The organism is Melioribacter sp. Ez-97 (genome assembly GCF_051488665.1).
GTDB lineage: Bacteria > Bacteroidota > Ignavibacteria > Ignavibacteriales > Melioribacteraceae > Melioribacter.
Genome location: NZ_JBPSEG010000033.1, coordinates 1 through 987, shown reverse-complemented (window position 1 = coordinate 987; position 987 = coordinate 1). Strand labels below are relative to the sequence as shown.

Here is a 987-nt window from a genome sequence, read left to right as displayed (position 1 = left end):
AAAAAATATCCGGAAGATGAAATAACAATACACAGCGGAATATTACTGGGAGAATATGATAGAAAGATGAATTATGAGGTATTGAATAAAGAAGAGAACAAAAAAACAGATGAAGTAGAAAAAGGATACGAAATAACAAACTACCCGAATCCATTCAACCCAACAACAGTAATAAGTTATCAATTGCCAGAGAAAAATTTTGTAACATTAAAAGTGTATGACATTTTAGGAAGAGAAATAGCAACACTTATAGATGAATATCAAAATGCTGGCAGTTACAAAGTAGAATTTTCAGCTGACAAATATAATCTTTCGAGTGGAATATACTTTTACACATTGAAAGCTGGAAAGAATTATGTTGTTAAGAAGATGATGCTGGCGAAGTAGGTTAAATTACCGGCATTGCCAAATTCGCGTTTAGGTCCGGGTGCCTGCCTACCGGCAGGGAGGTTCTTCGTGCGGAAGTTAGGGGGGAAAGATAGAGATTCTTCACCCGCAGATGGCGGGTTCAGAAAGACATAAAGTATTAATTTCCCTTTCACCATTGTATTGAATAATGCAAACGCTGTAATTTGTCTTTCTGAGGAGATCCGACGTAGACAGAACGACGAAGAATCTGTATGACTAATTGATTTACTTAACTGACTTGGAGATTCTTCCTCCTCCTGCGGCGGAGTCGGAGTGACCGTGACCTTTGCGTCCGTGGCGCGCTTTGCGGTTTAATATGAGTTTGCTTCGTCATTCGCATAAAGCTCACTCCTCGCAAAGACGGGGGCGTTCGGGAGCGCTGAGGTTCAATGTTCTTCGTTAAAAAAAGGCGTATATTATACATCAAAACTATCAGCTATTGTATATCAACATATAGCAAAGAAAAAAGAATTTCTACCCACTAATCCCTACACCCTGATCCCTAGTTCCTAATAGAACTACAAATATTGAACTCCAAAGCCAAGAATCCCAGTACGACGAACCCCAAAACCAAGAACC

Annotated in this window: 1 protein-coding gene; it reads left to right on the top strand. The window is 39.4% G+C overall.

From position 1 onward, the window contains the following. Nucleotides 1–387, top strand: a 387-nt coding sequence (locus ACSSWA_RS14900; protein WP_437357446.1) for a T9SS type A sorting domain-containing protein, incomplete at its 5' end; no start/stop codon positions are given. Nucleotides 388–987 lie beyond the last annotated feature (600 nt).